This window comes from Calditrichota bacterium, assembly GCA_020637445.1.
GTDB lineage: Bacteria > Electryoneota > RPQS01 > RPQS01 > RPQS01 > JABWCQ01.
The window spans coordinates 349,660-374,429 of the sequence record JACJVZ010000002.1; the positions used below are offsets into that span (position 1 = coordinate 349,660).

The 24,770-nt window shown below is 52.6% G+C and carries 22 protein-coding genes; 1 reads left to right on the forward strand and 21 read right to left on the reverse strand.

Going from position 1 to position 24,770, the window contains the following annotated elements; all coding sequences use genetic code 11:
* Positions 1-225: 225 nt before the first annotated feature.
* The 13 genes from H6507_09290 to H6507_09350 form a co-directional block, all read right to left on the reverse strand.
* The gene (locus tag H6507_09290; GenBank protein MCB9369286.1) at positions 226-960 is read right to left on the reverse strand and encodes a hypothetical protein; all 735 of its coding nucleotides are present in this window, start codon (positions 958-960) and stop codon (positions 226-228) included.
* Positions 961-977: 17 nt separating this feature from the next.
* Positions 978-1,907: an N-acetylmuramic acid 6-phosphate etherase gene (gene murQ, locus H6507_09295; protein ID MCB9369287.1), complete on the reverse strand. Its 930-nt coding sequence runs from the start codon at positions 1,905-1,907 to the stop codon at positions 978-980.
* Entirely contained in the window at positions 1,904-2,461 is a 558-nt protein-coding gene (gene rsmG / locus H6507_09300) for a 16S rRNA (guanine(527)-N(7))-methyltransferase RsmG (protein ID MCB9369288.1), read from the reverse strand. Before rsmG ends, murQ begins: the two co-directional genes overlap by 4 nt.
* A 182-nt stretch (positions 2,462-2,643) precedes the next feature.
* Positions 2,644-4,515 (reverse strand): tRNA uridine-5-carboxymethylaminomethyl(34) synthesis enzyme MnmG, encoded by a 1,872-nt coding sequence (gene mnmG / locus H6507_09305; GenBank protein ID MCB9369289.1) that lies wholly within the window; start codon positions 4,513-4,515, stop codon positions 2,644-2,646.
* Between the two features lie 263 nt (positions 4,516-4,778).
* Positions 4,779-5,573 carry a hypothetical protein gene (locus H6507_09310; GenBank protein ID MCB9369290.1) on the reverse strand — a complete coding sequence of 265 codons (795 nt, stop codon included), beginning with the start codon at positions 5,571-5,573 and terminating at the stop codon, positions 4,779-4,781.
* Positions 5,574-5,845: 272 nt separating this feature from the next.
* Positions 5,846-6,160: a TfoX/Sxy family protein gene (locus tag H6507_09315; protein MCB9369291.1), complete on the reverse strand. Its 315-nt coding sequence runs from the start codon at positions 6,158-6,160 to the stop codon at positions 5,846-5,848.
* Between the two features lie 193 nt (positions 6,161-6,353).
* A complete protein-coding gene (locus tag H6507_09320) occupies positions 6,354-8,102 on the reverse strand; it encodes a carbon starvation protein A (GenBank protein ID MCB9369292.1) in 1,749 nt (582 codons plus the stop codon).
* Positions 8,103-8,508: 406 nt separating this feature from the next.
* Positions 8,509-9,477 carry an NAD(P)-dependent alcohol dehydrogenase gene (locus H6507_09325; GenBank protein ID MCB9369293.1) on the reverse strand — a complete coding sequence of 323 codons (969 nt, stop codon included), beginning with the start codon at positions 9,475-9,477 and terminating at the stop codon, positions 8,509-8,511.
* A gap of 2 nt (positions 9,478-9,479) precedes the next feature.
* A complete protein-coding gene (locus H6507_09330) occupies positions 9,480-10,613 on the reverse strand; it encodes a tetratricopeptide repeat protein (protein ID MCB9369294.1) in 1,134 nt (377 codons plus the stop codon).
* Positions 10,610-11,050: a GNAT family N-acetyltransferase gene (locus H6507_09335; protein ID MCB9369295.1), complete on the reverse strand. Its 441-nt coding sequence runs from the start codon at positions 11,048-11,050 to the stop codon at positions 10,610-10,612. The genes H6507_09330 and H6507_09335 overlap by 4 nt, the downstream gene beginning before the upstream one ends.
* Positions 11,051-11,200: 150 nt before the next feature.
* Positions 11,201-11,665, reverse strand: a complete 465-nt coding sequence (locus H6507_09340) for a DinB family protein (GenBank protein MCB9369296.1) — start codon at positions 11,663-11,665, stop codon at positions 11,201-11,203.
* Between the two features lie 9 nt (positions 11,666-11,674).
* Entirely contained in the window at positions 11,675-12,598 is a 924-nt protein-coding gene (locus H6507_09345) for a c-type cytochrome (protein ID MCB9369297.1), read from the reverse strand.
* Between the two features lie 27 nt (positions 12,599-12,625).
* Complete coding sequence (locus H6507_09350) at positions 12,626-13,111, reverse strand: hypothetical protein (protein ID MCB9369298.1); 486 nt, start codon at positions 13,109-13,111, stop codon at positions 12,626-12,628.
* A 506-nt stretch (positions 13,112-13,617) separates the two neighbouring features.
* On the opposite strand from H6507_09350, the gene H6507_09355 reads away from it, so the two are divergent.
* On the forward strand, positions 13,618-15,642 hold the full coding sequence (locus tag H6507_09355) for a right-handed parallel beta-helix repeat-containing protein (protein ID MCB9369299.1): 2,025 nt from the start codon (positions 13,618-13,620) through the stop codon (positions 15,640-15,642).
* Positions 15,643-15,725: 83 nt separating this feature from the next.
* On the opposite strand, the gene H6507_09360 is transcribed toward H6507_09355, so the two are convergent.
* The 8 genes from H6507_09360 to H6507_09395 form a co-directional block, all read right to left on the reverse strand.
* Positions 15,726-16,370 (reverse strand): HAD family hydrolase, encoded by a 645-nt coding sequence (locus H6507_09360; protein MCB9369300.1) that lies wholly within the window; start codon positions 16,368-16,370, stop codon positions 15,726-15,728.
* 39 nt (positions 16,371-16,409) lie between these two features.
* Positions 16,410-16,805 carry an NADPH-dependent 7-cyano-7-deazaguanine reductase QueF gene (queF, locus tag H6507_09365; protein ID MCB9369301.1) on the reverse strand — a complete coding sequence of 132 codons (396 nt, stop codon included), beginning with the start codon at positions 16,803-16,805 and terminating at the stop codon, positions 16,410-16,412.
* Positions 16,806-16,808: 3 nt separating this feature from the next.
* Positions 16,809-19,118 (reverse strand): T9SS type A sorting domain-containing protein, encoded by a 2,310-nt coding sequence (locus H6507_09370; protein ID MCB9369302.1) that lies wholly within the window; start codon positions 19,116-19,118, stop codon positions 16,809-16,811.
* 132 nt (positions 19,119-19,250) lie between these two features.
* Positions 19,251-20,603 (reverse strand): tRNA uridine-5-carboxymethylaminomethyl(34) synthesis GTPase MnmE, encoded by a 1,353-nt coding sequence (mnmE, locus tag H6507_09375; protein ID MCB9369303.1) that lies wholly within the window; start codon positions 20,601-20,603, stop codon positions 19,251-19,253.
* The gene (locus H6507_09380; GenBank protein MCB9369304.1) at positions 20,600-21,757 is read right to left on the reverse strand and encodes a hypothetical protein; all 1,158 of its coding nucleotides are present in this window, start codon (positions 21,755-21,757) and stop codon (positions 20,600-20,602) included. The genes mnmE and H6507_09380 overlap by 4 nt, the downstream gene beginning before the upstream one ends.
* A gap of 93 nt (positions 21,758-21,850) precedes the next feature.
* On the reverse strand, positions 21,851-22,318 hold the full coding sequence (locus H6507_09385; GenBank protein MCB9369305.1) for a DUF1643 domain-containing protein: 468 nt from the start codon (positions 22,316-22,318) through the stop codon (positions 21,851-21,853).
* A gap of 86 nt (positions 22,319-22,404) precedes the next feature.
* On the reverse strand, positions 22,405-23,583 hold the full coding sequence (locus H6507_09390; protein MCB9369306.1) for a hypothetical protein: 1,179 nt from the start codon (positions 23,581-23,583) through the stop codon (positions 22,405-22,407).
* A gap of 16 nt (positions 23,584-23,599) precedes the next feature.
* Positions 23,600-24,514, reverse strand: a complete 915-nt coding sequence (locus H6507_09395) for a restriction endonuclease (protein ID MCB9369307.1) — start codon at positions 24,512-24,514, stop codon at positions 23,600-23,602.
* Positions 24,515-24,770 lie beyond the last annotated feature (256 nt).

Consider the following 24,770-nt stretch of genomic DNA (forward strand, 5'->3'; position numbering starts at 1 on the left):
GGGCGGATGGCAATCCACCCGCGTCGGACAAAATCAAAAATGCTTTGCGATTCGATTCTATTGCCAATCAAAAGATCACACAACAGATGTCAATCCCAACTGTAGGGATAGATGAAATTCCACCTGCTTATGTTAACCCTAACCATATTGCTCTCCCCTCTGATGTAGGGGCGGATGGCATCCGCCCGCGCAAGAGTCCTACTTAAGGTGAAGGTTTAGGGACAATCAGAAGTTTCTATCACAAATCTCATTGATTGCATCAACAAGCCCATAATGAAGCATTCGGCCATCAACTCGACTTGAAAAATGATAATATGGTATTAACTTGAATTTTTCCCCGCTCATTTGATAGAAAACCCAACCGCGTCTAGTGCGATTTTCTGATGCAGTATCCTTTGAAAAGAGATTTCTTATGATACCGATACCTGTTCCACATGCTACGACAATATCTGGATCATAAAGCCTAATCTGATCTGCAAGATATACCGCTGCTTCACGTGCATGTGTATTCAACTTAGTGTGATAGTCTCCGAGTTGTTCTCTTGGATTGGTTCCTTTGCCGGCTGTCTTCTTTATGTTTACTAGTGCGAAACCCTTAAACTTTTCCAAGCACCAATTAATGTCAGATGAATTTCGCACTAACTCGTCCCAACTTAGCCCTTCTCCATGAATCGCTGATAACCACTTCGCAAGTATGCCGCGTTTCGTCCATTTTGAAAGATCTGCTTCTGCTTCACTTCCTCCTTTGCGAATTCTATCAAACAAGTCTCGAGTTTCACCCTTTGCTATCTCTCCATAGTTAGGGTCTTTAGCGAGAAAAACGACTCTTGGTTTTCGTTTAAAGAATTCTTCCGAGTTCACAACGCCGTCACGAATGAGATGCGGGTAGAGGCCTGGACGCTCTCTCATCATTCGTTCAAACAGCTCTTCTTGTTGTTTCAATAAGTTCGTCTCGTCCAAGAGATTCCTCCGCTGCCTTATGTGGCTACAATCTTTCCACCATTCTCTTCCAAAACTTCCCGCGCGTGATCCGATGTCAAACCACGGAAGTGCATCACCAAAGCAGTTTTGAGTTCCCCCCCGGCCGTGCGCAAAAGTTCGTCAGCCCACTCATACTCACAGCCGGTCAGCTCCATCATAATCCGCCGCGCCCGAGCCTGCAGCTTCTGACTCCCCATCCGCAAATCCACCATCAAATTCCCGTAACACTTCCCCATCCGAACCCACGAAGCAGTCGAGATCATATTCAAAGCAAGCTTAGTCGCCGTCCCCGCCTTCAATCGAGTAGACCCCGTCAAAGCCTCCGGCCCCACCGGCAATTCAATGATCACATCCGCGACCTCGTTGAGTTTCTGCGACAGCGCATTGGGTCCAGCGTCCACGCTGGTGTTGCATATGAGGAGCGCCGTAAAGCATCCATGTGCCTTCGCGTGGCGTAAACCACCCAAAACAAAGGGCGTACGCCGCGAAGCCGTGATCCCCACCACCACGTCCTCCTCATTTATGCAACACATTTCATAGTCGTGCAGCACTCCATCCGGATTGTCCTCGGCTCCCTCCACGGCTCGCACCAGAGCATCATACCCCCCGGCAATAAACCCCTGCACCTGCCACGGATCCGTCCCGAAAGTCGGCGGACATTCGGCAGCATCCAAAACTCCCAACCGACCCGAAGTCCCCGCTCCTATATAAAGGAGCCGACCACCCTTCGAGAGAGCTTCCACCACCCGGTCGACGACTTTCTCGATCTGCGGAATCGCGGCCGCGAGAATTTCCGGGACCTTCCGGTCTTCACGGTTCATGGCTTCCAAAATCTCTCGAGTTGACATCGTGTCGAGATTTTGCGTGTCCGGATTGCGGGCTTCAGTCGTGAGTCCCGCGAGTTCTTGAAAAACGGATTCTTTCACTGTTCAATAATGAGTTTAATCAGCCGACTTCCATCAGCTAAGTTGAGTTCTGTGAGTAACTTGAGGCCCAATTCCTCCGGCCAGGCTTCGTGTCGCCAATTCTGTCCTTTCCAAAACAGAAGACAACCTTCCCGAGCCAAAAGCGGACGGCACCATTTCACCAAAAGCGGAAGCTCCGTCACAGCTCGCGCCATGATGCAATCAAAGCGCTCACCTTGAAGGTCTTCAACTCTTTGATTGAGGATTGTAACTCGCTCAGAAAGCTCTGTTTCACGTGAAACACGTGTCAAAAAGGCTGCTTTTCTTGAGTTTGACTCAACTAAAGTATATGACAAATGAGGAGTTAAGATTGCCAAAGGAATCGCCGGAAACCCTCCGCCCGATCCAATGTCCAAAATTTTCCCGGTTTCCGGGAGCAGTTCAAGCCCCGCTAAGGACGGAGCTAAGTGGCGCTCTGAAAGCCGCGAGCGATCCGCCACAGAGACGAGGAGGATGCCGGCTTCAGCGACGCGCTTCAGATAGTGCTGAAGGTGTTGTTCTTGTGTAGGAGTCAATCGAAACCGCTATTCACAGGTTGTTCACAGTCAGGTCGGAAGCGGCCTCATCCAATCCATACTTCTTGGAGTAGGAATTTACGGAGTTTAGACGGAAATAGCGAGACCTATCCTGAGCAATTACACAAAGTTATCCACCGAGAGATGTGGATGTTTCACGTGAAACACTCAGAAACAAGAGCTTACAAATGACCGATTCTCTTAAGGTGGATCAATAGCGCGGAGGTGTCTGAGGGGCGGACTCCGGAGATCCGTCCAGCCTGACCTAAGGTTTTAGGTTTATAGAAACTTAGCTTCTCTTTGGCTTCGTGGGACATGGAGTGCACCGACCAATGGTCGAGATCGTCGGGAAGACGGACTTCTTCCCAGCGACGGACCTGTTCGGCGCGGAAGCGTTCCCGCTGGATGTAACCCTCATATTTTACATCCATTTCAATGCCTGCCAGCAGCTCTTCATCAGGAGAATCGGAACGAATTTTCTTGAACTGAGGACTTTCCGCGACGAGAGCTTGCAACTCGGCTTCCGGACGCTTCAGAATGGCTGCGAAACGGCTGCCTTTTAATTTCGGGTCTGACAATAGACCAGATTCGGTCAGCTCTTCGAGCCGTGTTTCGTGAAGGAACGCTGTTATGGTGTCAAGTTTATGTTTCTTTTCTAAATAGGAGTCAAATTGCTGATCATCAACCAGGCCCAATTCGCGGCCAATGTCGGTTAAGCGCTGATCGGCGTTGTCCTGACGGAGGATCAGGCGATGTTCGGCGCGGGAGGTGAACATCCGGTAGGGTTCGTCCGGAGTTTTGGTGATCAAATCATCAATTAACACACCGATATAGGCCTGGTCACGGCCCAAAACCAGCGAATCACCGCCGTTCAGTTTCTGAGCAGCGTTTATTCCGGCAATTAACCCTTGGGCGGCAGCTTCCTCGTAGCCCGTGGTGCCATTGATCTGGCCAGCGAAGAACAGACCCTCTATGACCTTAGTTTCTAAGGAGTAATGAAGCTGATGAGCGGGGAAGAAGTCATATTCGACGGCATACCCGGGGCGCATCATCTCGGTATTTTCGAGTCCGGGGACGGTGCGCAGGGCTTCGAACTGGACGTCTTCGGGCAAGCTCGAGCTGAATCCATTCATATAGACTTCGAATGTGTCCCAACCTTCGGGCTCAAGAAAGATCTGGTGCCGGTCTTTGTCGGCGAAGCGGACGATCTTGTCTTCGATGGATGGGCAATAGCGCGGGCCGCGGCCCTGGATGCGCCCGGCGAACAGCGGGGACTTGTGCAGCCCGCCGCGCAGGACATCGCGAGTCTTTGTATTTGTGTAAGTTAGGTGGCAAGCGAGCTGATCGGTGACGGCTTTCCGGGTTTTGACAGAGAAGGGAACGATGCGGCCGTCGCCGGGCTGGTGTTCGCAGCGAGCGTAGTCGATCGTGCGTCCGTCCAGGCGCGGGGGGGTGCCGGTCTTCAGTCTGCCGACCTCAAAGCCGTGTTTCATCAGCATTTCCGAGAGTCCGAGCGAAGGTGCTTCGCCTATCCGACCGCCGGGGAGTTGCCAATCCCCCATGTGCAGCAAACCATTCAGAAACGTCCCGGCGCAAAGTACCGCCGCTCGGCACTCAAAGCGCTGACCGCTGGCCGCGATGCAGGCCGAAAGTCTGCCGCCGGAGGTTTCGAAGTCTATGATTGTATTTTGTTTGAGGTCTAAATTTCGTTGCGATTCGAGGGTTTTGCGAACTTCGCGGGCGTAGAGAACGCGATCGCACTGCGCGCGAGGGGACCAAACGGCAGGACCCTTGGAGCGATTCAGCATGCGAAACTGGACGGTGGCAAGGTCGGCCAACCGGCCCATTTCGCCGCCGAGCGCATCTATCTCCTTGACTAATTGACCTTTAGCAAGCCCGCCGATAGCCGGGTTGCAAGACATTTGGCCGATAGTTTGGAGATTTTGGGTGACCAAACAGGTGCGAAAGCCCATGCGAGACGTGGCCAGTGCGGCTTCGACGCCCGCGTGTCCGCCGCCGATCACGACGACATCATAAGTAGTGTGTATTGCCATCCGAATCCTTGCCATTGCGGGTCTGGAGAGTGCTTGTGAAGCACGAACCCACAACGGCGAATTTTGCTAAGTTGAGTACAATGAGTTGTTTGAGAAGAGTTTGGCTGCTTGGTAGCAGCGAAATGCGTGCTGGCGCAGGTGATTTTTGCTATTTTGAGTACAAACAGTTGTTTGAGTTCTGTTTGTGAACTTATGAGCAATTTTTGGGCGAGCCGAATCGATTTGTTAAATTGAGTGCAGAGAGTTAGTTAACAGTTGTTTGGCTAGCCACAAGACGAAACCAATGCGCCACTTTGGGCAGCTCGCACTATTTCGTTTGCAAAGGTCATTGAATATCGTCGAGCAGCTGAGGTATATCTGCTGAACTGATCCATGCTTGGCCAGACTTCAGGCCACATACCGTGAGACGGATTCGGTGACATTTCTTTTAGGCGATCGTTTGCCCATCTTCCCCGATGAAGCAGGGTGTGGCGCATCTGCTCAAGTTCACAAAGCCATCGATGTGTAACTGCTGTGAAGCCCACGTCTATGCCAGTGACACCAATTATTTGAGAAAGTCGCTTCGCACCGTTTTCCTTTTGATAGCCGTGGAAACCGGCAACCAAATGAGCGATGTCATAATATTGGAGATCATCGGCAATTGTTGCGAATTTCACTAAAGGGACTCGTTTGTTGCCTGATGCAATATGTAGCCGACGGTAAGCGGGGGTCTCCAAGAGATGACGATTCCTTTGTAGCCAGTCTCCGAGAAAGCGGATTGCCATATACTCAAGACTGGACCAAAGCCTAATTGCAACAGTAGAAGATGAGAACTTAGCTGTTGTCGCTTCCTGAGCAAGAAGACGAAGACTACCTGAACTCAACTTGAGTTTTCGATACTCCTGTTTTGCTCGCCACCCTTTGCCACTTTTCACTGCATGTTCGTAGGCAACTACTTGTGTACAAGAAACCATGATGCCATAGAAGGCAATTAGGTCCTGGTATTCATTCACAAACTCGCTGTGAGCAAGAAATGCCCAATCGGTTGATTCGCTTTCTATAAATTCTTCTTGATTCAAAGCATCCCAATCAGTGTGTATAAACTCAAATTCTGACTTGCCAATAATGACTCTTGACCGTCGAAGTTAGTCAAAGGCCATAGACGATAATACGTAATTACTCTCAATGCACTTGAAGCGAGTGGATTGCCATCCGCATCAGCGTGTTATTGAAGCCCGCTCTTTGTGTTCGGTTTGTTTTACGAGATCCTTCCAGGATGACAAAGCGACTGACGTTGTCGCTCTTGACTGGGGGATTTTGCCCAGCAAGCTGGGCGCTACAATAGGAACGCTCAGTTTTTTGTTTTTGCTCTCTTTGTGGAGGGCTTTTTCTTCTTTGTAGCGGCGCGCGCCGACGCTTCTGCTGCTAACTTGCCTAACTCTCTTATGGCGTCGTCGTCTTCCAAATCCTCTGAAGACAAGGAGTAATAGTGCATGCGCATCTCGGGTTTGTCTTCGAACGGCGCGAACTGCTGCATTTTTCTTGCTGTGAAGCGCGCGCGGTTTTCTTCGTCGGCCTTCAGATAAATCATGTCGCCGTCAGTTAGCGCGAACATGCGGCCGTTCAAGTAGAAGCCTGCGCCGCCGAACATTCTCTTAATACTCACTTTGCCGAGGAGACTTAGGCGCTCTTGGTAGTAGTCTAGGATGTCTTGGCTTAGGGGCATGTCAGAATAGGTATGAGGTTAGAGGTAAGAGGTATGAACCTGGAGCGTGTGCGCCTTGAATTCACGAATGTACGACGAGATCCTTCGCTGCGCTTTGTTCAGGATGACAAGACAGGTTGCTCCACGTGGAACATTATGCAACAGCGGGCGGAACGCCTTCCGCCCCTACATCTGAGCTATCACTCTTTGAGAAAACTTTGATCGCTTCCCACAACAACATCAGCGCCAGAACGATCAAGATCAGCGCGACCCACGGAACGGGAGATGTGGGCATTGTAAGCGCACCGTCTTTTACAAATCCTCCAGTTACATATTGTAACAGCGCCCAACCGCTCATGATGTACATGATGACCGTGGGAATTCCGGCGACAGGCCAAACCCAATTGGCTTTGTAGGTGCGATAGAGCCAAACCGTGATGCCGAGCAGGCCGATCGCCGCGAGCAATTGATTGCTTGCTCCGAAAACGGGCCAAAAGATTTGCCAACTTGGAATCACTTTGCCGCTCGCATCGGTGACCGTGCGCATGACGAAGAACAACGGCACGAACGCCGTCAATCCCGTTGAAACATAACGCCCGAGCGCGCCTTGCCAGCCGGTGAGTTCTTGCAAAATGTAGCGTCCTAATCTCGTGCAGACGTCGAGTGTGTCATAGACGAAAGTCGTGAACGCCATCAAGCCGAACAATACACCGAAGCTCGCGGGAATTCCGAAAACTTCCATAAAGCGGCCGAGACCCAACGCGTAAATGAAATTCGGTTTGCCGCCGATTTGCGCGATGGCTTCTTTCGACAGAATCATCACGCACGCGAGTGACACGACCGCGACCATTGCCTCGAGGAGCATTGCGCCGTAGCCGACTTTCTTCGCGTCGGGCTCCGTGCGCAACTGTTTTGAGCTTGTGCCGCTGGCGATAATCGAATGAAATCCGCTGCACGCTCCGCAAGCAACTGTGATAAACAAAATCGGAAAGAGCGTCGCCGTGCCCGCGCCGGAGGGGACGTTCCAACTGATGAACGCGGGATATTCGATCTTGCTTCCGCTAAAGAGCACACCGACCGCGCCGGCGATCAGGGCCGCGAACAAGAAGAATCCGCCCAAGTGTCCGCGCGGCTGCAGCAGGAGCCACATCGGGACGACCGCGGCGAGGAAACAATATATGAGGAGAAGGACGACCCAGATTTTTTGCGCCGCGAGGTCGCTGATGCCGAACCAGCTCGCAAAATCAATGGGGATGTACTGGCCGAACCAGATGGCCGCGCCGACCAAGGGCAAGAAGATCAGCGTCGTCGTGAGCAGCGAGAGCTTAGTCCACCGAAGGACGAAGGCCATGACGATGGGCAGCGCGAGGTAGAGCAGGCTGGAGGTGGCAATGCCTGCGCCGCTGACGGTCTGGCCGTTTTCCAAGGTGATTTGGCCGACGAAGCTGCCTGCGACAATATCTGTAAACGCAACAATAATATATATTAACGCAATCCAGACAAAAGTCAGGAAGAGAAAATAGCTGCGGCGCGTCATATGTTCGCGGACGACTTCGGCAATCGAGCGGGCCTTGTGGCGAATCGAGGCCACGAGCGAGCCGAAGTCGTGGATGCCGCCGATGAAGATCGCGCCCAGCAAAATCCATATTAATGTGGGCAGCCAGCCGAACATCATGCCTGCGACAATCGGCCCGACGATGGGGCCCGCCGCGGCGATGGCCGAGAAGTGTTGGCTCAGCAGAAATCTCCAATCAATCGGATCGTAATCCACGCCGTCGGCCAGCTCCACCGCCGGTGTTTTCTTGTCCGGATCCAGCCAAAGCAGCCGCGCGAGCAGGCTGCCGTAGGTTTTGTAGGCTACGATCAGGATCAGGGCGCTGGTTAGGATGATGGTTAGGAGCATGGCTTTGAAAAGAGGAAACTGGAAAAAGGAAATAGGAAACAGCGCCGAGCCGGGTTAAGGCTGCCGCAACCCGGCCGGAATTCTTCTTCTGTCATACTTTGTTAGGATCTATTTGAGCCTACCACCTTCGTCAAGCAGTGGTAAGCCGACGAGAGCGCGGAAGTCGGGGTCGGAGCGCTGGTTACTTGAAAAGATCCTTATCCTTACAGGACAGGCGCCGGATGACGGAACTATTTGCTTGGCGATTGTGGTTTGCGTTTTTCGTAAACGTGGTGCTCAGAGAGATCCTTCACTATGTTTCCCTACGGGGACAGGCAGGATGACAAAGTGCTTGACGATCTTGAACTTGTCTCGCAGCGGGCGAATTGCCAACCGCCCAACAGCTTACTCTGCGCTGGACCGTTTGTCAAACGATGTTGATCACAACTTTTCCCGGAGAGTGGCCAGTGTATACTTGGCGGACGGCTTCGGGGATTTGATCGAACTTGAATTTGTGCGAGATGACAGGTTTTAGTTTGTTTTGCTCCGCGAGGTCTTTCAGGAAAAGCAAATCAGCCCGCGTGGGTTTGGCGACGAAGACTCTGAATTTCTTGCTGCCGAATAGAGAATAGTACCAACCGAAGAACATCGCGCCGAACATTTGTTTGTATTGTCCGCCGACCACAACGTAGCGGCCATTTTCCGCGAGCGCGCGTTTGTAGTGTGACAGCGGATGGTAGCCGTTTGCGCCGACTATCAAATCATAGTGTTGGCCGTTTTGGGTGAAATCTTCTTTGGTGTAGTCGATGACGTGGTCGGCTCCAAGTCCGCGCGATTGCTCCACGTTGCGCGAACTGCAAACGGCGGTGACCTCTGTTTCATATGCCTTTGCAATCTGAACCGCAAAAGAGCCTACACCGCCGGACGCGCCATTGATCAAAACTTTCTTGCCCGCTTTGATCTCGGCAATACGCAGAGCTTGCAATGCCGTGATGGCTGCCAACGGAATTGCGGCCGCTTCTTCGTAAGACAGATTCGCGGGTTTGTGCGCAAGTGCTCTCTCGATTGCGCACGCGTACTCCGCAAATCCTCCAAAACCATTGCCTGAGAGATCGCCGTAGACTTCGTCGCCGGGTTTGAAGCTCGTGACATTCTTGCCGACGGTTTCGACTTTACCCGCGACGTCCGCGCCGAGTATGTAAGTCTTAGGTTTGGAGAAACCTTCCATGAAACGCATAATAAACGGCTCGGCGCGCAGCAAATGCCAGTCGGCTGCGTTCACGGACGTCGCATGCACTCTAATCAAGACTTCATTGTCGTTAGGCTCGGGAATTGGGAGTTCTTCGAGTTTGAGAACATCTTCCGAGCCGTATCTTCTGTTTGTAAATGCGTTCACAATTACTCCATTCCTACGAGCCTACGAAAAATTGGATCTTTGCGGCATCCATCGAAGTCGGGGTCGGCTTTGGCGTAGGTTGCGAAATTTGAGTCTTCGCTGATTGACTTTTCGAGGTACTCTGACGCTTGTGACGTGTTGTTCATGATGCAGCTCAGCGCGGCCATGTTGTAGAGCACGCCCGCGTCGCGCGGCCTTAGCTTTAAGGCTTCATCCAAACAGGTTTGCGCTTCGTCGTATTGTTTCAGATACATCATGCATGATGCTTTGGACGAGACAATTTCGAAGGCGCCGGGTTTGATCTTCTCGGCTTCAGCAAATACCGCGCGGCACTCTTCCACGCGATTCATCTTGGCGAGAATTTCGCCTTTGGTTACAACCGCCCAAAGCATTTTCGGATCACGCGCAAACGCGGAGTCTTCACATGCGAGCGCTTCGTCGAATTTGCCCTGCGCCTGCAGCCACCAACCTTTTTGCTGCCACAAATACGCATCACTTGGATCGATAGCGAGGCCCGCTTCGGCAACAGCAACCGCGTCGCCCGCCCGGCCGAGCTGTCCAAGGCAGGTTGCTTTGTTGCCGATGGTCTTAATGTGTTCAGGATCTTGTGCCAAGACCGAATCAAAAACGGCCAAGGCTTCTTCGCGACGGTCGAGATTCATCAAGCAGACGCCCTTAAACATTCTGGCGTAGATATGATGCGGGTCGATTTTCAGCGCGTTGTCCGCGCTAGCCAAGGCGGTTTCGTAGTTTCCTTTTTGCCAATGCGCGCGACTGTCCGTTAGTTCGTAGAGCAGAGCGAGGCTATCGGACATGCTCTCTGTATTAACATGCGAGAGCGCAAACAAACTGCTGTCCGGTTCATTGGCCAAAAAGTAAAAGATTGCGCTGTCTAGCGGCGACTTCTGTTCAGGCAAAAGGTTGGGCAGCTCGCGCTTGAACTCGTCTTTGCGCGCGAGCACTTCGCTATCCGACGCGGTCCCAATCAACAGAGCACCGACTCTTATGTTGATTGAGACTCCTTTTAATCCCGATTTCTCGCGCGAATCCTTTTGCGAATCACGAGATGTGCATCCGATCATGGTTACAACGACAACCGCTGTCAGCACGACCGATGCAATCGCTTGCTTGGTCATTTTAGCTCCTTTCGGTATGTGATGTTGCGATCTACTTCTTTGAAGCCGAAGGACAGATGGGCGGCGTGCGACGGGTCATTGTCAAGCCACGTGTCGCTTGCGAGCTCTTGACAGCCGTTCGTTTTGGCCCATTCCTCGGCGGCACGCATGAGAGCGTGGCCGACGCCTTGTCGGCGGTATTTTTGGTCGACCCACCAGCCTTCAATGAAGAAGATTCTGTCACTCAAGCACCCATCCGCACGGTTGCAGGTCTGGCCCTCAAGGAATGCGACAACTTGACCATCGAGCGCTTCCGCTATCCAGACTTTGTAGCTGTCGCGATTGCCAAAGATTTGTATTTCATGTCTTTGTTCGTTCTTGTTAGCATTCGGCCAAAGCTCGCAACGCATGCGCAGCCAATCGAGATGATCGGTTTTGGTTAGGAGACGGATGTTCAAAGAACGGGTCTGAGCTTTGAATTCAGAGGTCTGCATGAAGGCTTTGAGGTTATTAGGTATGTGCCGGGCTAGGCGGAGCTTCGCCGAGCCCGGTGAATGAGCTTACGGTTGCCATGTTTGTCCCCACGAAAAACCGGGCAATATCAGAACTCAAATCTGTTTTGTTCTTATGGCTTCGATGTAGTCGACGTACGGCGGAACGTGTCCTTCGGCGCGCAGCTCTGCATTGATTTGTCCGCGGTGATGCGGCGCGTGGAGAACAATGTGCGTGAGAATCTCGCGCACCGTGTTGGTGTAGTTTGATCCGCCGGTATTGATGTACTCGACTTTTCGACTCAGTCCTTCTTCGGACAAATTCTCAAGAAACAAGTTCCAACGTTTCTCGAGATCTTTCATTTGCTCGTCGCACTCGTAAATTTTCCAGTCGGGCCAGACGACATGATTGCGTGGATCATCCGTCATGCGGTCGAGCCACAAATGCTCGGCCGCTAAGATGTGCGCAAACCACGCAACGGCACGGCGCGGCGGTTGTTGATGTTCGAGCAAAGCCTCGAGGATCATCGAGTTGGCCCAACGAGTGTAGCGAAGCAGGTGTTTTAGATCAGACAGAGTCATGGAAGGAAATTATTTTGAAAGAACGGTTGGCCAGTCAGAGCTGGCGTCAGGTTTTTCAGGAAGTTTGCTCAGATAAGTCCACAGCGCGGCGACTTCGACTGAATCGGCATTTCCAAACAGCGCAGGCTCCATGGCGGTTGTGTCAACCATGGTTCCATCGGGGCGCAAACCCGTCTTGAACAACGCTTGAAACGAATCGTGCGTGTAGGACTTAGAAATCTTCGTCAAGTTGAAAGCATGCGGCCAATCGGGATCGCCTTCGAAGACTGGGCCGCCGGTAAGGTTTGGTCCGTGGCAGCCGATGCAGGTAATTTCGGTGAGGTATTTGCCGTATTCCGCTGTCGGAGCAATTTCGGGACGCGACGGATTCTTTGCATTGTGGTCAATGACTGCGGCTTGATTGACAATGCCGCCTTTGACCATGACCATTTTTCCGATGGGGCCAAATTCAAATTTCCCGTTTTCGCGATTTACCTTCGGCGCGACTTTCAAGTAGGCGTAAATTGCAGCGAGGTCTTCGTCAGCCATGTAGCGGAAATGATAACTCGGCATGACCACAGAGCCGGTCTTATCACGTTTGATGCCGTGACGAACGATCAAATCCAAGTCCTGAATCGAATAGCTCGCAGGCAGGCCGCCGACTCCTTGTGTGATGTTGGGGACGTTCCAGTTTGCGAAAGGTCCCATGTCGATTGATTCGCCGCCAAGATCCATCTTGTGGCAGGCGGCGCACCCGCCGAACGAATGAACCAAATGTTTGCCGCGTGCGACAGTCGTGCTGTCACTTTGAACATAGATGTTTTTGCCTTTGACGTCGGGAAACGTCTGACTCATGATCTTCCCCGCTTGCCAGTAGATGTATCCCCCGTACGACACGGCAATCAAGATCAGCGCGCCAAACAAGACGGCAATCCATTTCAAGACATTCTTCATTGATTTCTCCCCAGTTCCTTTCCTTGATTATTCTAAATAGTCCGGAGCTTGTTCGGACAGCAGTTCTTCCAATTGAAACGCGTGTCGGAGCGGATGCATAACGGCGTGTTCGAGCATGGATTCGACGGCCATGTCTGTTCCCCAGCGCGCTTTGTGTACAGCATTGAAGGCTTCCTCGGCGACTCCCGAAAGAGGCTCGCGCCATTTCTCCAAAAGATGATCGAGATATTCGTCGCACACTTCTTCGACTTCTTCGACCATGGGCGGCATATTGATCTGCGGATCGGGCAAGCCGAGCTTTTCGCACATCCACGTCATGTATCCGCGCGCCGCACGCAAAACGTGGATGAGCAAATGATCGAGACTTTGATAATCTTCATCCGAAGTTTTTGGCAATGTAATCTCGGCGGACTTGGCTGCCCACCAAAGGTCGAGAAAGTCTTGCATGAACTGCTCATGCATGATGACGCAGGCGCGCGCACCGCGAAACTTATAATGATCCAGCTCTGCCATGGTCTTGGCTCCGTTAGGGTCAGATTTCTCCAATATAGCTAAGCCTAAAATATACGAATCTTGTGAATGTAAGTTGAGTGCCAATTAGAATTTTTTCGTTCTCGAGAGGCCCGTTGTGCGGGGGCTGGGATACTTGGAGCTTTGCGGAAACGAGAAGCGGACAACCCACTCTGAACGAAGTTATTCTTGTTTTGTTTGTTTCTATACAATTATAGTATTTATAATTATTTAGTGTAACAATTATAAAAATGCATATGTTATTCGATTTCTTTGGATCGGTTTAATCACGGTGACAGACATGCTTGACTGTTGGACAAAGTGGAGCTAAGTTGAAATGATGCAAAGTGTCGTGGTCTACTTTTTCTTTTTGAGGTCGCAAGATGAAAATTTATAATGCCTTGCTAATACTGGCCTTGATCTGTTTGCCACATTTTTCACATGCCGATACCACGTGGGTAGCCTCTGGTAATGTTAGCGGTGTGTGGGGAAGCGCCGGCTCTCCATATATGGTCCATACTGGGGACATTACCGTAGCGACAAATGATACGCTGTTGGTTCAGCCGGGGGTGAAGGTCTATTTTGCGGGTGGTTTCAAGTTCGTCGTAAATGGACTTCTGCAAGCCATCGGGACAGAGACAGATTCGGTTTGGTTTACGGGAGATCCGGCAAGCTTTCCTCAAGATACGCCGACTCGCTGGAGAGGATTGCGGTTCGTTAATGCACATGAAGATTGTCAGCTTTCCTATTGCAGTATTTCGTACAGCGGAGCGACGGGCGCGGGTGAATCCAGCTATGGCGGCGGATTGTATTGCGTCAACACGGACCTTAGTCTCTTCCATTCAAAGATTGATCACTGCCATTGTGGGAGTGAAACTCACTATGGCGTTGCCTGCGGTGCGTATTTTGACAGCAGCAACGTGACCATTGAATTCACCGACATCACAAACAACCATGCCACTATCGGCTTCGACGGTCCGGTATCTGGGCAAGTCGGCGGAGTGCGGATCGACCATGGAGATTATCTGCTGCGCCACAGCAAGATTCAAGGCAATATTTCCGGCTTAAGTATTGGCGGAATGCGCATCGGAGGCGGAGCGGTTGTGACGATGGATACATGCCTAATTGACGGCAATCAAACGCCTGATGGCGGATATGGGGGCATTGTTGTGGATTCGCTCGCCGTTGTTTCCATGACCGGCACAACTGTCTCAAATCACAATCCGTTTTATGGTTTTGACGGCGGAATGTCGTGTACGGGTGTTCGTCTGATTATGGAAGCGTGCACGGTTCGCACAAATTCCGCAAGTTGGATTGCGCCAAGTCCGCTTTTTGGCGGTAGCGCAGGCGTGCGCGTGAGCAATCCGATCACAGCACGTATTTCTAATTCTATTTTTGAAAACAACCTCGGACAATTCGGCGCGGCGATTCTCTGCAACAACACGCTGATCGAGAATTGTACCTTTAGAAACAACAATGCCACAGACGGTGCAATCTGGTCAAACGGAGGAAATCGAATTTCCGATTGCCTGTTTGAAGACAATGTTGCGAGTTCTTGGGGACCGCACTTGGGAAGTTACGGCAATGGGCTGGGCGGTGCGATTGTATTCTATTCTGGAATCGATACTCTCAAGAATTGTCTGTTCGATGGGAACACAAGCTATCTCGTTTGGGAAGAAGATGGCGGCGTGGATACACTCGGTACGCGCGGCGGTGCGCTCTATTGCTACCAAGAGGCTTCGCCGTATATCGTCAACTGCGTTTTCGAAAACAATAGCATGGACCTTTTCGGCGGATCCGGAACGGGAAGCGTCCTATATAATGAGGGCGGAAGTCCAGCTTTTGAGTTCTGCACATTGAACAACAATGATGCAAGTGCTCATCCGGGAGGTGTGATTTTCTCGGACGGCGGTTCGTTGGCAATGAAAAGCTGTCTGGTGTCAAATTCAACGGCAAGTTGCGCAATCTATTTTGATCAAGGCGCAGTCGGGAATATCGAGTACTGCGACTTCTTCGGAATGACCGGCAGTAATTTCTTGGGCACAGCACCTGCCGGATTGGGAACTATCTCGACGACAAATGCGAATGGCGACGCGTGCGATGCGTTTTACAACATCTACCTTGATCCGGAGTACGTTGACGCAGTAAACGGGGATTTGCATCTTGCGGACACGAGTCCGTGTATCGGCGCGGCGGATCCCGTGTCGATGGTTGATGAAGACTTCGAACACAACGCGCGCCCGCAAGCAACGGGGAGTATCGCGGACATCGGCGCGTTTGAAAGCGCGATCAGTGGTGTGCTTGCGCCCGTGCTTGATCTTGTCATTTATCCGGACGTGGACAATGGAGACGTGATTCTTATGTGGACCGCCAATCCCGGCGCCGCAAGTTATGACATCTATGCGGGCGACGCGCCGGAATATGATCCCGAGAATTTTGTTTTGATTGGATCGACTGCGGCAACGAGTTATGTTGACGAAGAGGTTCTGCTCGCAAGTGAACAGAGAACATATGTCGTTGTGGCCGTGCCGTAACATTCACCTTTGTTTCAAAGAGAAAGCCCCGATCTGTCGGGGCTTTTTCATTGCGATCAGAGCGGGTGGATTGCCATCCACCCCTAAAACATTTGTGGAAGTGCGCGCATATCTGAGAATACTTCGTCTACGCCGACCTCTTTTAGTCTTTGTTTTGATGCTTCAGTTTGATGGCGGGCGCCAGTGAAACCCCAGACTGTCATGCCTGCGGTTAGTGCTGCTGTCGCGCCGACCACGCTGTCTTCGATGACGATGCAGCGCGAGGGCAGGACGTTGTTTTGTTCCGCGGCGAAAAGATAGACGTCGGGCGCGGGCTTCGGGCGCGAGACCATGGAGACGGAGAAGACATTTCCTTTGAAATGGTGCCACACGGCGACGTGCTCGAGCATCATTTCGATTTCGTGCGGGCTGCTGCTCGAAGCGATGGCTTTGGGGACGTGTTTCAAAGCATCCAAAGTTTCAGGAACTCCGGGAATTGCTTCAAGCTCTTCGTGGAAGGCGCGCTCGACGCGAACGCGCATGATGTCGCGGAAGTCGGGCGGCAGTCCTTCGAGGCTTGCGAGATACTCAGGTGAACGAGTCGACAGACCGACGTAGCGGTGAATGTACTCTTCGATCGAAATGTGCTGGCCGAACTCGGCGCGGGTTTCCGTTTCGATGCGAGCGACGAGCCATTCGCTGTCTACCAGTACGCCGTCGCAATCGAAGATCAGTAAGTCAAAGGGCAAAGTATGAAATCGGAAATATGAAATATGAAAACGGAGACGTTAACGCTGATCGCTGTAGGTTGCTGAAATGGAAATGCCGCCGCGGGTGTTGAAGTGCGCGGTGACGGTGACGTCGTGCGGCTTGACGAACTTCATGAAGTCTTTGCCGATGTCGACGGCTAAGTGTTCGTGAAAAACGCCAACGCTGCGAAACGTCTCGAGATAGAGTTTCAGCGATTTCGATTCGACGACGTATTGATCGGGCGTGTAGACAATTTCGATTTGCGCAAAGTCGGGTTGGCCAGTGACGGGACACAAGCACGTGAACTCGGTGCAATTCAGGGTGACAACTAATCCGCCGGGTGCATGATTGGGAAAGACCTCAAGTTTGCGCGACGCTTTGGATTTTTTGCCGAGCGACTTCAGCGTTTTGGTGTCGGATTTTGTTGTGGGCATGGGCTATTTCAAGAGAATGAGTTTTTGGGTTTGCTCGTGACCGCCGGAATTTAGTTTGGCGAAATAGGTGCCGCTTGAAACGCTTGACGCATTCCGCAGGGTTGTGTGCGTGCCTGCGGTCAGTTGTTCGTCGAAGAGTTTGGCGACTTCGCGGCCCAACACGTCGTATAGTGTCAATGTCGTTTGGGCGGAGCTTGGCAAACTGAATTGGAAGCGCGTAGTTTCGTTGAAGGGGTTGGGGAAAATGGTTAGGGAGAACTCGGTTGGGAGCGGTTTTAGAGTTGCTGCGGGCAATGCGAGTTCGTCGATGCCGATATAACATGGGCCAATCTCGGTGTTCAGCCAGATGCGGCCGTCCAAAGCGATCAATGTTTCGTTCCACACTTGAAAGAAACGATCGTAGTTTTCGGGGTAAGTTAGGAATACATCGCGCCAGGTTTCGCCGTTGTCTTGCGAGACCACGAGTTTGTATGTGCCGACTTGTGCGACGAGTGTGGGAACGGGTTCGTCGAGGAATAGCAGCGGGTACGCACCTAGTGTAAAGCGAAACGGGCTGTATAGATCGGGACCCGCTGAATCGGCATACAGTTGTTGCCAGCCCTCGCCGCCCTGTTTGTAGATGTAGAGCGAGTCGGCGAAGGATGTCGGCCTTCCAACGCTAAGGTACAGATCGTTTCCATTGGGGACGATCACATGAACATCGTTGCTGCCCGTCGGAGCTTGAATGGGTATCCACGTTTCGGCGCCGTTGAAAGAATACCAAAGGACCTGGGACGAAAAGAAAAGTACATCATTGCGCACTCTTAGGTCGCTCCCGTCGGCTCGATCCGGAAGCGCGCGGCTGATCCATGTTTGACCTGTGTCAGAGGATATGAATATTGAGTCTCGATACGAACCCAGCGCATACACGGTCAGCGCTTCGTTGGATTCGTCCCAAAGCACATTTGAAATGTAATCTGCAGCAACCGGTGGATTATAGTGCCAAGTATTTCCCAAATCTTGGGTGAACGCGATGCCGAATTCCCATACCGAACCGTTGTTTGGATACTGAACATAGAGCGCGGCGATTGTGTTGTCGCCAAGATAGAACGGCTTGCTTGCTGTGATCGTCGTGTCTTGTTTGACGGGTTGTGCGATCTCTTGCCATTGGCTGTTTGGACCTGACAGCGTGAACAAGCGGCCATCCTGATTCGAAAACAGAGTGCCGTGTGACGATGTTAGCTCGCCTTTTTGTCCGATGCGCGGGGTGGGGCGCGGCGACCAGTTTAGGCCGAAGTCATTAGAGAGATAGAAGCCGTAGCCCTCAACGCTGGCAACGAGCTGTCCGGTACCTGCAAGCTGGACGATCACGATGGCACTATTGCCGGGCAGGCCGGTGCCAGCGGGTACCCATGTTTCCCCGTAGTCTACTGAGCGATACATTGGCTGTGCATACGGTGCCAGCAGAATGACGCCGGGATTGACGATGCTCTCGAGTATGTTTAACGAGTAGAAATGCGCTGTCGATTGTCCGGCTACTTCAGTAATGCGAGTCCACGTGTCGCCCTCATCGTCGGAAACCAAGAACCATGTTTCATAATCTTGACTATCCATCAATTCAGCGAAGAGACTGCCGTTTGTTGCGCGAAAGATGCCGTTGCAATCGAGATTGGTGGCACCCGTGAAGCTAAGCAAATCCGCAACGGGTTGCCACGTGTCTCCGCCATCGCTGCTCTTAAGCAATCCCTGCGATTCCGTTCCACCGTAATTTGAATACGTCGAGGTTATCCAAAGCTTGGAAACGTCTGTCGGATCGCGATAAACGTCATGAAAATCCTCGCTTTGGACAATTCCAACGGATGTCCATGTGTCGCCACCGTCAACGGAGCGCATAAATGCCGAGCCGTTTACCGCATAGAGGCGACTGTGATCATCGGGATCCACGAGCAAGCTGTAGGGGTAATAGCCGTCGCCAAAATCTTTGATTTGGAATGTTGCGCCTCCGTCCGTTGTCACGAAGAAGCGATGTAGCCATGTGGTGCTCTCGAAAGTGTTGACAAAGAACGTGTCGGCTTCGGCATCAACGCGCACGAGAAAGAGCGGACGCTCTGTGGGATTGAGCGGAAGGCGGGTGTCGATCGGGAGCCATTGGCCGTTTGCTTCTTGAGTGAAGAAGTGGCCGGAATTTGAAATGCAAAACGCTCGCTGGCCGTTGTCTGCGATTAGGACATCGCGCAAATCGGGAGCGAGCGGGGTGTTTAGTTCGAGCTGTGCTGTGGCGCGGCCCGTGAAACATAAAATGATTAGTACGAGGCATTCCAGCGAGCGTTTCATAGTCCCTCCAAGGATATGGTTTGCTCTGAAGCTTATTAAGTTCTTCCTATCTGATCCGGCGTACTTTCGAGGCGTGCTCCTGTTGGTTGGGGGTAGCGTATGTTCTAATTTAAGGACTTTACTCGAATTGCGCTACTTTCCGATGCAGAATTTTGAGAAGATGCGGTCTAAGACTTCTTCGCCGATGGTTTGGCCGGTGATTTCGCCTAAGGCGTTGGCGGCGTCGCGGAGGTCGCTGGCCATCAGGGTGGGTTCTTTGAATAGATTTCCTGCGCGGGTGACGGCTTCGTGCGCGCGGCGGAGGGCGTCGTGGTGGCGCTGTTCGGTGATGATCAACTCGCCTGCGGACTCCGACTCGTTCGAGAATTTTTGGGTCAGGGCCGCGAGTAGGCCTTCGACGCCGTGGCCGGTAAGGGCGGAGATGTGAAACGCGCCGCTGTGCGATGCGACCGGGACCGAATACTCGGTGCGACTGACGTCGCTCTTGTTAAAGACAATCATCGGCTTCTTGTTTTCAATCTCGGCGAGCATCGTGCCGCCGGGAAGATCGCCGCTCTGGCTGTCGATCAACAAGAGAATCATATCGGCTCGATTTAGAACCGTTCTTGTTCGTGCAATGCCAATATTTTCAATCTCATGGTCTGTGTCACGCAGACCTGCGGTGTCTTGAAAAATGACTTCGTGGCCGGATAATTCAAGGTGCGCTTCGACGACATCGCGGGTGGTGCCGGGGTGGGGGGAGACGATTGCGCGCTCATCGCCGACGATGCGATTCAGAAGCGTGGATTTGCCGGCATTGGGAGCACCGACGATGGCGACGCGCAGTCCTTCGCGCTCGATGCGGCCCCGTGCGAAAGATGCCAACAAGTGTTCGATTTTTGTCTGAAGGTCTAACAAATCGACCTTGCGGGACTCAAGCGACTGAAAGTTCACGTCCTCTTCGGAGAAATCCAGCTCCAGCTCCAACAATGCCAATAAATCCAATATCTTTGACCGCATCTCTTGGATGTGTTCGGAGAGTTTTCCGGCCAATTGGGAGAGCGCGGCGCGAGCTGCGGCCTCGGATCGGGCATGAATCAGGCCTACGACGGCCTCGGCCTGTGCTAAATCGAGCTTGTTGTTCAAGAATGCGCGCTCGGTGAACTCGCCGGGACGAGCTATGCGCACATCCTTTGACAATATCAATTTTAATATGCGCTTAGATGATATGTTTCCACCGTGACAGGAGATCTCAACGACGTCTTCTCCCGTGTAGGAGTGGGGGGACATGAAGAAGCAGATCAACGCTTCGTCAACCAGCTCGTTGTTATTATTGTATATGTATGCGTGACGAACGGTCCATGGGGATGGGGGATGGGGGATGGGGGATGGAAGCAGAGAAAGGGCGACTTCCCACGACTTGGGGCCGGAAATGCGGATGACGGCGATGCCGCCGATGCCGGGCGGAGTGGCGATGGCGGCGATGGTGTCGGTGGTTGGGGTCACGGAGTGGGGAAGATGGGCTCGGTTAGTTTGGCTAATTTTGATCTATAATACTGCCCGTCGCCGTAAACATTAACATAGTAACCGCCGTATTGTCCGGCGACAATCCTTGATGAAAACGGAGCGTGCGCATATTTCCGCACGACGATCTGATTGCCGTTTTCATTAAACAGGGCCAGCCAGCCGTAGTCGTCCGGATGGGGTTGGGTGAAGACATCGAGATTATCTTGTGCGCGTCCTGACACCACGATACCCTGCTCGGTTAATGTTATTCCGCTGACGTCGCTTCTGTGCGCGCCAATTTGAAACTCATGAGACCAGACTTCATCGCCGTTTGAAGTGATGCGCATGATCCACGGAACGGTGTCGCTGCCGCCTGATCTGTCCAAATCTCCAGCAAGCACCAAATCGCCGTTCTCGAGTTCGACGGCTCCGTATACATGGCTGTAGTTTGCGGTGACAAGAACTCTGTTCCAAATTTCTTCGCCTTGTGCATTCAACTTTGCGACGTAGGTGTATAGATCCACTTCGTTGTCGGGATCGGGAATGCGATGACCGAAAATGATGCAGCCGTTGTCCGACGTGGCGAAGATGCAATCGGGCCAATCGCTGTAGTCAGCGGGAATCGACAGAAGGTGGTACGACTGCATATTGAGATCGGCATCGAATGAGGCGGTGGCGGTGCGGCGATGGCCGCCCAGCAAGATGGTGCCTGCGACAAATACGGTGCGGTTTGGCGCGCGTGTAATTTGCCGTGTGGAAATTACCGAATCGATTTCGACTCTCGTGTGAAGATTTCCGAGATCGGAAACTTTGCGAATGAACGAATTTGTTTCGCCGCCGGCCGTGGCCAGAAAAACGTTGCCGGACATTCCGGTGGTTGCGTTATAGCCTTCTTCGTCGAAGGATTTTCGCCAGAGTTCGGCGCCGCTTGTATCGACTTTGATTAGATCGAACGCGCCGGTGACCGGAATCAAGATCGCGGAGGAATTGGGAATCGGCGCGGAGATCGGGGCAGCTTCTTCGTAGGTGAATAGCCAGTCGAAATCCTGCGGTGCTGCGGGTTCGGACGTGATGATCTTTTCATCGTCGCAGCTTGCAAACAAGAGAAACGCAACGATGGCCAATGCGATTGCCGTGAAATGTGAGCGGTTCATGGCGTGCTCCCTGTGACGATTGGAAAAGAGGTTTGTAGACTCTTTGCAACAGCAACTCTTGTGCCCTTCAAATTTCGCGCTGGCGATTGTGCGCTATTGCCCCGGAACAAACCGTTGAGGCTTTGCATCGCCTCGAACATAGAGCGGATGTTTCGGAGAACCGTTCTTGTTCTGGCCGAGACAAACCACTTCGCGCGGGAGCAGACTCATGACTTCTTTTGCGCGCGAAGCTGCGAAACTGTGCGCGCCCCATGCGGCTACTACCGGGGTTTGCAATGCTGCGAGATGTTTGTTGTTGCGCGGGCCTACCGGATCGTCCGCATCTTGGAGTATTTTCGGATGCGGCGTGCGAAAGGCATATAGATTAAGCACAACGGCGGAACCGTAGCCCCACCGTTGTGAAAAATGAATTACTCTTCTGATTGTGTTGTCGTCTTGTGCCGCGTCGGCGGTCGACGGATTCAGCATGATCCAATGAATAGGCGGCAATGCGTCATTCCAAATGCGCTCGAGACGGTAGCGGTATTTTCCGCAGCGGGAGATGGTGGCAGTACGTTTCATGCGGAAGCCCCCCTTAGTCCCCCCATTTCCGCAGACGCAAATGGGGGGAGACCAGAACGGGCGGAACGCCTTCCGCCCCTACGACATTACTTTAGTCTCTTTTTCACTGATTCGATGCGCTCGGCGAGGCTGGCGATGTTTTTATCGACGTCTTCGAGCTTGGCTTCTTTTTCTTCGCGCCAGCCGGCGACTTGATCGGCGAACTCGTCGGTGCGCGCGTTGGTTTCCATGTCATTCAAGCGCGTGATTTGCTCTTCGAGTTTGACGCGGAAATCGCGCATCTTGGCGAGTTTGTCTTCCCAATCGGAGAGACGTTCGCTGGAGCGCTCTTTCCAATCTTCGAATTGCTGTTTGCGCTCGGCGCGTTCGCCTTCGATGCGCTGCGCGGCGGCATCCCACGCTTCGTCGAGTGACTTGCGAATTTCGTTGCGCTGCTCACGCGAGAGTTCAGCTGCGCGCTGCCACGGGCGAAGCTCTTTGATTTTCTTGTGGCAATCGAATGGGTCACCACTCGCTGCAAGCTCCGCGCACTCGGTCATGTGTTCTTTGCCGGTCGCGTAGTTCTCTTCGCGAATCGCTTTGCGATGCTGCCAGATGGAATCGTCGGTGGATTTCCAAAGTTTCCACAGCGCTTCGCGGTCCTTGGGGATCAACGCGCCGGGTTTTTCTTTGGTGCCGGTGAACTCTTCGCGAATCGCCTTCATCGAATCGGCAAGTTTGTTGAAATCGTCGGCGTATTTCGCGTTCGGTCCCGCTTGCTGCAACTCGATCAACTTGGCTTCGAGACGGCCGCGCACTTCCATCGACGCGAGTTTTTGTTCTTCGCGCTCGATGTTTTGCTGCGCGCGCGCGTCGTCGCACAGCGCGCTAAACTCTTGCCAGAGTTTTTCGCGCTCCTCGTGCGGCAGCGGCTTCAACGATTTGAAGAGTTGGCCGATCTCCTTGGCGTGCTCGAAAAATTCTTTGTACATGCGCTTGCCGTCGTGCAAGTGGCCGCTGTCGAGCGCCTTGATGGCGGCGGCGATCTTCGCGAGGTTTTCCGCTCCGTCCGCGCTGTCCTCTTCCGTGGGATTTTCGGTTTCGGGTGCGGGGGATGGAGCCTCGCTTGATTCTAGGGACTCGGTGGAGAAGGATTCGGTTGGGGACTCTTCCGATACTTCTTCAGACTCGGGGGAAGCGGGTTCCGTTGCTTCGGGTTCGGTCGCCGGTTCTTGATTTTGTTCCGGCTCTTGTTCCGGGGTTTCGTTTTTGATCTCGTCGTTCATGGTGGGTGTGTCGTTGCTATTCTTCGAAATAGTCTGAGTCAAGTCGTTTTATGGTGTATGTCGTAACGGTGCTAACACCGATGTCATGGTCGATCATTAGTTGGGCGAGGGTTGAGCCGTTGACAAGAACTATCCTCTTCTCAATTCTCGTAACATATTCCTCGGCTTCTGCAGTAAAAGAAGAGGTTGTAATCAAAACACCTTTTCTGGCGCGTACGCCCTCAAGACTTCCGGCAAAGGCTTGCACTACTGGTCGTCCGACGGCTCCTTCCCAGCGCTTCGCTTGAATGTAAACTACATCAAGCCCGAGCTTGTCTTCTTTGATAAATCCGTCTATTCCTCCATCTCCAGATTTGCCAACAACTTCCCCCGGTCGTGTCAACGAGCCGCCATAACCCATTCTTACAAGTAGTTCAACAACAAGTTTCTCGAAAAATCGAGGCGAGCCTGATTTGACTTTTTCGAGCAGCTCTTCAGCAAGGGAATCGCGGATTTCTGTGTAACCTCGCTCGATCTGCTCGTCTGGCGTTAGTTGTGTGTCGCTTGTATGATCGCTTGCATCGGAAGTTTCGGTTTTTGTGCGCTCTCTTGCTTTTCCTTGCCACGCAACGAACTCTGGGTACTTACGAAGAATCTTGGTATTTAGCTCTTCTGGATTATCCTTAACAAGCTCGAGCCCGCGAGGTGTTATGCGAACTTGCGCTCTGGCGGGACGCTCAACAAGCTTCGCGTTCAACATGTATTGAATTGCCCAGTGCACACGCCCGCCGAAGAGCGGCGTACCGCTTTTGACGAGCTCTGAAAGCTCGTCGTCGGTGAGCTTGTAGTGTCTTGCCATAGCCGCAACCACGTCTTGTTTGCCGTACGTCTTTCCATCGCTGATAAACTGAAGCAGCGGAAGCATTATGGATTCGTAGTCTGGTATTGGCATGTTCGTTGCGCTCTTAATAGGTCCTTACAGAGGATGACGGAAGGGGAGCGTGCTGCGCTTTGGTGTTTTCAGGGGGGTCCTTCACTGCGCTGCGCTTCGTTCAGGATGACGACCGTCTCTCGTGCGTTGGTGGCGGTGATTCTCGGATTCCGGCGGGGAACCGCTGCGCTTAATCCCCGCTCGGCGAGCACGGAGCGTGTTGCGTCTTGGGGTTGTGCTGTTTGCTGCTAGGTCCCTACGGGATGACAAGTGGTTT

Coding starts and splice junctions, on each gene's coding strand:
- mnmG (MCB9369289.1), bottom strand. CDS start 4,515: ATGGCAATACACACTACTTATGATGTCGTCGTGATCGGCGGCGGACAC.
- H6507_09320 (MCB9369292.1), bottom strand. CDS start 8,102: ATGCTCCTAACCATCATCCTAACCAGCGCCCTGATCCTGATCGTAGCC.
- H6507_09330 (MCB9369294.1), bottom strand. CDS start 10,613: ATGACCAAGCAAGCGATTGCATCGGTCGTGCTGACAGCGGTTGTCGTT.
- H6507_09340 (MCB9369296.1), bottom strand. CDS start 11,665: ATGACTCTGTCTGATCTAAAACACCTGCTTCGCTACACTCGTTGGGCC.
- H6507_09345 (MCB9369297.1), bottom strand. CDS start 12,598: ATGAAGAATGTCTTGAAATGGATTGCCGTCTTGTTTGGCGCGCTGATC.
- H6507_09350 (MCB9369298.1), bottom strand. CDS start 13,111: ATGGCAGAGCTGGATCATTATAAGTTTCGCGGTGCGCGCGCCTGCGTC.
- H6507_09355 (MCB9369299.1), top strand. CDS start 13,618: ATGGTCCATACTGGGGACATTACCGTAGCGACAAATGATACGCTGTTG.
- queF (MCB9369301.1), bottom strand. CDS start 16,805: ATGCCCACAACAAAATCCGACACCAAAACGCTGAAGTCGCTCGGCAAA.
- H6507_09370 (MCB9369302.1), bottom strand. CDS start 19,118: ATGAAACGCTCGCTGGAATGCCTCGTACTAATCATTTTATGTTTCACG.
- H6507_09380 (MCB9369304.1), bottom strand. CDS start 21,757: ATGAACCGCTCACATTTCACGGCAATCGCATTGGCCATCGTTGCGTTT.
- H6507_09385 (MCB9369305.1), bottom strand. CDS start 22,318: ATGAAACGTACTGCCACCATCTCCCGCTGCGGAAAATACCGCTACCGT.
- H6507_09390 (MCB9369306.1), bottom strand. CDS start 23,583: ATGAACGACGAGATCAAAAACGAAACCCCGGAACAAGAGCCGGAACAA.
- H6507_09395 (MCB9369307.1), bottom strand. CDS start 24,514: ATGCCAATACCAGACTACGAATCCATAATGCTTCCGCTGCTTCAGTTT.